This is a genomic window from Streptomyces sp. NPDC059037 (genome assembly GCF_042740015.1).
Taxonomy (GTDB): domain Bacteria; phylum Actinomycetota; class Actinomycetes; order Streptomycetales; family Streptomycetaceae; genus Streptomyces.
Genome location: NZ_JBHYIG010000142.1, coordinates 1 through 7,813, shown reverse-complemented (window position 1 = coordinate 7,813; position 7,813 = coordinate 1). Strand labels below are relative to the sequence as shown.

3 protein-coding genes are annotated in these 7,813 nt (G+C 72.4%); all 3 read right to left on the bottom strand.

The features are described 5' to 3' along the window. Window positions 1-81: 81 nt before the first annotated feature. Genes ACFWY6_RS26325 through ACFWY6_RS26315 form a run of 3 tightly spaced genes read right to left on the bottom strand, consistent with a single transcriptional unit; the run spans window position 82 to window position 7,582 of the window. On the bottom strand, window positions 82-1,248 hold the full coding sequence (locus tag ACFWY6_RS26325; RefSeq protein ID WP_384695020.1) for a glycosyltransferase: 1,167 nt from the start codon (window positions 1,246-1,248) through the stop codon (window positions 82-84). Then, entirely contained in the window at window positions 1,245-4,061 is a 2,817-nt protein-coding gene (locus tag ACFWY6_RS26320) for a CDP-glycerol glycerophosphotransferase family protein (RefSeq protein ID WP_384695017.1), read from the bottom strand. The genes ACFWY6_RS26325 and ACFWY6_RS26320 overlap by 4 nt, the downstream gene beginning before the upstream one ends. Further along, window positions 4,058-7,582 carry a CDP-glycerol glycerophosphotransferase family protein gene (locus ACFWY6_RS26315; protein ID WP_384695014.1) on the bottom strand — a complete coding sequence of 1,175 codons (3,525 nt, stop codon included), beginning with the start codon at window positions 7,580-7,582 and terminating at the stop codon, window positions 4,058-4,060. The genes ACFWY6_RS26320 and ACFWY6_RS26315 overlap by 4 nt, the downstream gene beginning before the upstream one ends. Window positions 7,583-7,813: the final 231 nt, after the last annotated feature.

The following is a 7,813-nucleotide window of genomic DNA, read 5'->3' as shown; positions in this document are numbered from 1 at the left end:
GAAACTGAGCGCGGCCTGACCCCGCCCCCCACAGGGGGCCCGGGGAACTGCGCGACCAACCCCCACCGGCCCGCACGTCCATCACCGCTCAAGAAGTTCGAACAACGCTTCCCAGCGCTCAAGCACAGCCGCCTCCGAGAACCTCTGCACATTCACCCGCGCCCGCTCCCCCATCGCATCCCGCATCCGGGGATTGCCGGTCAGGCGCAGGAGCCGGTCGGCGAGGGCCTCCACGTCGCCGGCGGGCGCAAGCAACCCGTCCTCGCCGTCCCGGACGATCTCCCGTACGCCGGGCGCGCAGTCGAAGGCCGCGCACGGCACCGCACTGGCCATCGCCTCCATCAGGGCAAGCGGGAAACCCTCACCGCGCGAGGACTGCACGAACACCGAGCTCTGCGCGAGCACACCCGGCACATCGCCGGTGCGGCCCATCCACTGCACCGAACCGTCGAGGCCGAGGCGCGTGCACTGGCGCCTGAGGTCGGCCTCGTCGGCGCCCGCGCCATAGATCCGCAGCGTCCAGTCCGGGCGCTGCGGGGCGACCAGGGCCCAGGTGTCGACGAGCATGTCGACGCCCTTCTGGTCGGCGAGCCTGCCGATGCTGCAGACCACCTTCTGGCGGCGCTGCGAGGGCACTTCGGGCAGGTGGGCAAGGGCGTTGGGCATCGCTCCCACGTTGTGCATGCCGTCGGCGATCCAGTCGTCGGCATCCTCCTGGGTGAGCGCGAGCCAGCGGTCCACGGAGGGGTAGTTGCGCTTGACCGAGCGGTAGCGGTGGCAGGCGCGGGTGTAGGCGTACGACTCGTGGCTCATGCCGATGATGCGCAGGCCCGCGGTGTCCGCCTCCCTGATCCACCCCATCGGCCAGACCTGCGTGACGATGGCGACGGCTCCGGGGCGCGCGGCGCGGAAGAGCCCGGAGAGCCGGTCGACCGTCCGCTTCTTGGCGGCGATCCGCGCCGATTCGCGGCGCCGTGCCACGACGTTGAGCCGGCCGAGACCGCGTACGGGACGGGGTGTCGGGGGGTGTTCGCGGTAGAGGCTGGTGACGGGGTAGCCGAGGTCGTCGGGGAGCTCCAGTTTCAGCTCGGCCTCGTGGACGCCGATGACGTGCACCCGGTGGCCGACGGCCGTGAAGAGGCGGGCCATCTGATGGGCCCAGGCGGTGACTCCGCCCAGCTCGTCGACGGTGTTCGCGACGAGGAAGAGGTCGCGGCCGTGCACCGCGGCCGTGGTCCTGGTGGTCATGAGCCGGCCCCCTTGGCTGCGTCTTTGGTGTTCCCGAACCGCTCCCCGAACAGGGCGTCCACCACGTCCGCGGCGGCCCGCCCCTTGTCGTAGGCGCCGAAGCGCCGCGCGAACGTCCGCCGGGCGTCGGCCCACGCCCCGTCGGCCTGCTTCAGCGTGGCAAGCGTCCGCAGCAGTTCCTCCTGCGTCTCGACCACGGGGCCGCCCGCGTCGTCCCGCAGCGCGAAGTAGCTGCCCCGCTCGGCCGCGTACGCGTCGAGGTCCGGGGCGAAGTGCACCAGCGGACGGTCGAGGAGCGCGAAGTCGAACATGATCGACGAGTAGTCGGTCACCAGGACGTCGGCGAGGCACAGCAGTTCGCTGACGTCGTGGTGGGCGGAGACGTCGACGACCGTGCCGGGCGGGCACACGGGGAGGCTCGCCGCCTCCATGTAGTGGGCGCGCACCAGGAGTACGTGGGTGTCACCGAAGCGGTCGGCGAACTTCTTTACGTCCAGGGGGAGTTGTACGGGCTTCTTGTTCTTGGGCAGGCCGCGGAAGGTCGGCGCGTAGAGGACGACCGTCTTGTGGTCGGGGATGCCGAGTGCGGCGGCCGTGGCCGGGCGCGGGAAGCGGCCCGAGGTCTCGTCCGCGGCGCGTGCGGCGACGAGGCGGTCGTTGCGCGGATAGCCGCAGCGCAGCAGCCGGTCGTCGGGGATGCCGTAGGCGCGGGCGAGGGTGTTCACGTCGTGCTCGGAGCGCACCAGGAAGTGGTCGAAGCGGTCGACGGCGCGCTGCAGCCGGGCGCGCCGGGGGGCGTTCTGCGTCTTGACGCGTGCCTCGTCGAAGCCCATCCGTTTGTACGCGGAGCCGTGCCAGGTCTGCAGATACGTGGTGTGGCGGGGCTTCTCCAGGGCGTGCGGGAAGCCTTGGTTGTCGATCCAGAACTCGGCGCGGGCCAGGGCCCACAGATAGCGGTAGGACCAACGGCGGGCGAGCCGGGCCGACTTGGGGAATCCGTCGGGTGACTTCGCGTACGACCAGGTGCAGCGGAGCCGCAGCCCCCGGTCGAGGATCTCCTGGTGGACGGCGCGCGGGCTGTCGCCGTAGCACTTGCCCATGTGGCTCTCGAAGACCACCGAGCCCTTGCTGACGGGGAGCCGGCGCAGCACCTGCCGGTAGAAGCGGATCTTGACGGGCTGCGTGCCGAGCCGGTCGAGCCTCTGGCGCAGGGCGCGGATCCGCAGTTTCAGCTTGCGGGCGGGGCGGAAGTGCGTGGCGTAGTGCAGCGCCGCGCGCAGGACGCGGGTGGCCCGGTCGCGGGGGTGCGGGCGCAGCTCCAGCTTGTTGCCGCCGGTGACGGTGATCCCCGGGCTCTGACCCACGGTCTCCCGTTCGGCGACGAGTTCGGTGGTCAAATCCTGGGCACCTGCCTTCAGTTGCAGCTGTGGCTCCCACACGCGGTCGCCGGTGCCGAGTTCGCGCAGGCCGCCGGTGAGCCGGACCCTGGCCCGCCAGACGATCGCACCGCCGTCGTGGCGCACCTCCTCGACGGGCACGCGAAAGCCCCGCCGTGCCGTGCCGCGTGCCCGGACGTGGAGCCGGGCGGTGAGCGGCGGGTGCTCCGGGAGCAGCCCGGCGGGCAGCACGACCCGGCCTTCGAGGACCGCTTCGGCGCCCTCGACCGCGCATCGGGTGAGGCGGTTGAGGAGCCGCACGTCGCTCAACTGCCGGTGCTGGTGGCCGAGTTCCGTGACGTCGAGCACCTCGCGTACGCGTGGGTCGTCGAGACCTTCGGCCCGCCAGTAGACCTTGCCGTCGCGCTCGGTCAGCTCCGAGACCACCGTCCCCGGCCTGGCGAGCGCGTACGCCGCCGCGAGGACGCCCTCCGTGTCGCCCTCCGCGAGCAGCCGTACGCACACCCGCTCCACCGGGGCGAGCTCGTCCAGGGCGCGCAGATCCACGCTGCCCTTCAGGTGCGGGGCGAGCGCGGATGCCGTCTCGTGGCGCTGCTCGGCGGTGAGCCGCGGGAAGGTCCGCGCGCACGGCAGCACGTGGTCGCCGAGGAAGGCCCGCTCGCGCCGGTCGCAGAGGTCGAGGCGGCCGAGGCCGATCAGGAGCGCTGCGACGCGGGCGTTGGCCTCCGCGAGGGCGGGGGTCTCGCGGGCGGGGGCGGGAGCCGCGCGGCGGGTGGTGATCAGGTTCGGCACGAGGGCGACGCCCTTGGCGGCGAGCGCGGCCCGGACGCCGAAGAGGACCTCGCTGTGGGCGAGGTCGTCCGTGTACCGCAGTGAGGCCCGTTCGAGAATCTCTCGGCGGATGCAGAATCCGGTGAGCAGGGAGTCCCTGACGACGAGTTCGGGGGCGTCGGCGAGGTCGTGCACCACCCTTGTCCTGGCGTGCAGTTGGGCCTGCCAGTCGGGGCCGCGTTCCTTCTTGCCGCCTCCCGTGAGCCGCGTCCAGCGCCCCGCCACCAGGTCGGCGCCGGTGGTGCGTGCCGCATCGAAGAGGTTGCGGCAGGCGTGCGCCTGGAGGCGTTCGCCCGCGCCGAGAACCGTCACGTACCGGCCGCGTGCCGCGTCGAGCCCGAGGTTGCGCGCCGCTCCCATGGGCAGGTCGCCCTCGGCACACACGAGGCGTACCCGGTACGGGTGTTCGGCGGCGAGCGCGGCGGCCGCCTCGCTCACGGCGGGCTCGGTGCCGGGGTCGACGACGACGGCCTCGACGCCCGCCATCGACTGGCCGACGACGGACCGCACGGAGGCCTTCAGCGCGGCCGCGCGGCCGCCGGCGACGACGACACAGCTGACGTCATGCAGATCGGGCGTGCTCATGCGGGGCCTCCCTCGGGCAGGCCGTCCCCGCGCACGGCACCGGCGAGCATGGCGTCCACGACACCGGCGGCCGCGTGCCCGTCGTCCAGGTCGCAGAAGACCTCACGGAATCTGTCGTACGCGTCGGCGTACGCGGCGGTGGCCGCCCGCGGGTCGCGCAGCGCGTCGATCACCTCGTCGCCCGTCGTGAGCAGCGGACCCGGGGCCTGCGCCGCGAAGTCGAAGTAGAAGCCGCGCAGGGTGTCGCGGTAGTGGTCGAGGTCGTAGGTGTGGAAGAGCATGGGGCGCCCGGTCTGCGCGAAGTCGAACATCAGGGACGAGTAGTCCGTCACCAGCACGTCGCTGATCAGGAGGAGTTCGCCGACGTCGGGGTAGCGCGTGACGTCGCGGACGAAGTCGGACTCGGGGACGGTGCCGCCCACCAGGTAGTGCCTGCGCACCAGGAGCACCTGGTCGTGGCCGATGGCGCGCTCGGCGGCGGCCAGGTCGATCTGCAGGTCGAGGCCGTAACGGCCGCCCTTCTTGGGCTGGTTCTCGCGCCAGGTCGGTGCGTACAGGACGACACGTCTGCCCTCGGGGATGCCGAGCCGTTCGCGTACGGAAGCGGCGACCTTCTCGCGGTCGACGGCGTGCAGCAGGTCGTTGCGCGGGTAGCCGCACTCCAGGACCGCGCCGGTGTGGCCGAAGGCGCCGCGCAGGAGGGGGGTCGAGAAGCGGTTCGGCGATACGAGCACGCTCCACTGGGCGGCGCGGGCGGGCAGCGTCGCCATGTAGGCGGTGTCGCCGGACGCGTGTCCCGCCAGGTCGCGGCCGATGCGCTTGAGCGGGGTGCCGTGCCAGGTCTGCACGACGAACTGCCCTTCGGCGCGCTCGAACCAGTCGGGCAGCTGCGTGTTGGTCACGATGTGGCGGCAACGGGCAAGCGCCTCGTACCAGTCGGCGCTCCACATGGCGATCGGCCGTGCGCTCTCGGGCACGTCGACCTGCTGGTCGCGCACCACCCACAGGTGCTCCAACTCGGCTCCGCGGGCGGCCAGTTCCTCATGGATGGCGCGGGGCGAGTCGGAGTACTGGCGTCCGTCGAAGCTGGCGTACAGGACGGCGTCCCGCAGCGGCCCGCCGCGCTGTGCCGCGTACGCATCGCGCAGCCGCCGCTGCCGGGGTCCGCCCCGGTCGGCCAGGGGCAGCGCGGATCCGGAGCGCAGGTGCAGGCCGTCCTGGGCGTGCCGCTTCAGGGTGATCTCACGGCCGGACAGGGTGCGGGTCAGCGGCAGGCCGCGGTAGGCGCCGGGCGCCACGCACAGCGGGGTGTACTCGTCGGGGTCGCTCTCGCCCGGCTCGCGCAGGAAGAGGTTCCAGCGCCCCTCGGCGAGCGGCAGGCTGCCCGCGTGGCCCCGGACGGCCTCCGGGCGCAGGGCCGCGGTGAACCGGCCGCCGTCGATCCGCACCGGAAGGACGGCCTCGTCGCCGTGGCCGCCGTGCACGAGGACGAGCTCCCTGGTGCGGGGCTCTTCGACCGGGTGGCTGCCTTCGAGGACGAGTTCGCCGTCCCAGGTCACGCTGTCGACGAGCGGCCGCACGGTCTGGTCGCGCAGCTCCAGGTTGCCCGACGCGTTGGCGAGGACGAGGAGTTCACGCCCCGGCCGCAGGCCGTACCGCCCCGGCGCCACCTCGGGTCGGACGGCCAGCGGGGTGCGCTCCCCGCCGCCGCGGATCACCGCGACGCCCCACGGGTCGGCCTTGCGCGGCTCGCCGGTGCGCTCGTCCACCTCGGGAAGGAAGAGGCCGAGCGGCACATCGGCGCTGAAATCCCGGCCGTTCACCACGGCCGGGACGTCGCATGCCTCCTTGGTGTGCCAGTTCTCGACGCGTACGGAGTCGATGGCCTGGGACTCGCCCGCCGCGAGCCGCCCGTGCAGCCGGACGGCACCGCCGCACCCCTCGTGCGCGACGAGCCGCGCCGCCACCCGCTCGGTGCGCAGCCGCAGCCGCCCCTTGCTGAGCGTGACGGCCACCCGCAGGAAGTCCTCCAGATACCGCACGGGCAGCGCGGGAACGCCGCTCATCCTGACCGGCCCCGTGCGCGGCAGGAGCCCGCTGACCGCGCCCATCTCCACGTTCCATGTGGTGCTGCGCCGCTTGGTGACGATCCTCCTCGGGTCGATCACCGTCTCGAACCCGGACCGGTCGTAGCTGTGCAGACCCTGCTTGGAGCGGTACGTCGCCTCGCGCGCCCGCACCGTGCGCAGCTTCAGCGGCCGGACCCGCCGCCGCCCCGACCGCAGCCAGGCGGCCCTGGCCCGTGCGCCGATCCGCCCGGCCGGCAGATTGCGGATGTACGCGAAGCCCTTGAGCCGCAGCAGTCCCTCGTCGTCCCACGCGGCGTGCGTGAGCCGCGCGGTGAGCGGCACGTCGGAGCGCTTGAGGGCGACCGTCTCGCGCGGCAGGCCGTCGATCCCGGGGTAGTCGGCCCGGCGCCTGCGCAGGCCGCGGACCCGGAAGGCTCCCGGGTTGGACTTCTCGTACGCCATGAAGGCCATCAGGTCACCGGCCCTGCGCTGCTGTACGAGCCGCCATTTGACGCGCAGGGCGAGCGGAAGACCGTCCACGACCGAGCGGTCGACGGTGGAGAGGAAGGCGTTGGCGTGGTCGAGGAAGGCCTCGTGATACTCGGCGTCGCCGTGCGGCAGGGCCTCCATGAACAGCCACAGGTCCCCGGAGAACACCGTCAGGTCGTAGCGCCGCTTGGCCTCGGCCCAGCTCTCCCCCTCGGGTGTCCCCGCCGTCTCCCCCGCCTTCCCGGCGAGGAAACCGCTCGCCGCGAGGACGGCGGCGGTGCGGTCGCGGACGGCGCGCGGCCTGGCGCGGCCGCTGGTGATGGAGCCGTCGCGGTCGCGCCAGAGATAGACGGGGTCCTTGAGCACGTCGACGGCGTCGGCGAGGAAGTGGGCGGGGATCGTGACGGGGGTGTCCTCGAACAGGACGCCCTCCGGGAAGGAGAGGTCATGCCGGTCCCAGAAGGTCCTGCGGAAGACCTTGTTGCAGGCGATGCGGTCGCCGAGCAGAGCCCAGTCGCGGGTGACGTGGGTGGCGCTGCGGTCCGTCTCCATCACCTTGCGGAACATCGGGGACTGCTTGCTCAGGCCGTCGGACCGCAGCCGGTGGACGTTGCCGGTGACGAAATCGGAGCCCGACCTGTCGAGCGCCGCCAGCATCCGTTCGTACGCGTCGCACGGCACGATGTCGTCGCTGTCCGCGAACGCCAGAAAGGTGCCGCGCGCCGCTCTGACCCCCGCGTTGCGGGCCGCGCCGAGCCCCGCGTTCTCCTGCTCGACCAGCCTGAATCTCCCGTCCCGCGTGGCGAACTCGCGGGCGATGCGTGGACTCCCGTCGGTGGAACCGTCGTTGACCATGACCACTTCGAGGTCCGGCATGGTCTGCTCGGCCAGTGACCGTAGGCAGGCGCCGAGGAACTCCTCGACGTTGTAGACGGGGACGACGACGGTGAGTCGGGGTGTCATGCGCTGCGCACATTCCTTCCGGAGAACTGTCGGGCACGGCTGCGCGTCCTGCGGCGGACCTACTGGTTAACAACGGCCGCCCTCACGGGTCACCCGCCCAGAGCCATTCGAGTGATCACGCGTCGAGCCCCGTGCCCAAGGCCGGGTTGCCTGCGGGGACGGGGCTCGATGTCAGGTGTGTCCGGTTAAGGGTTTTACGGCGATCCGTCCCACGTCCAAGCGCAGCAGAAT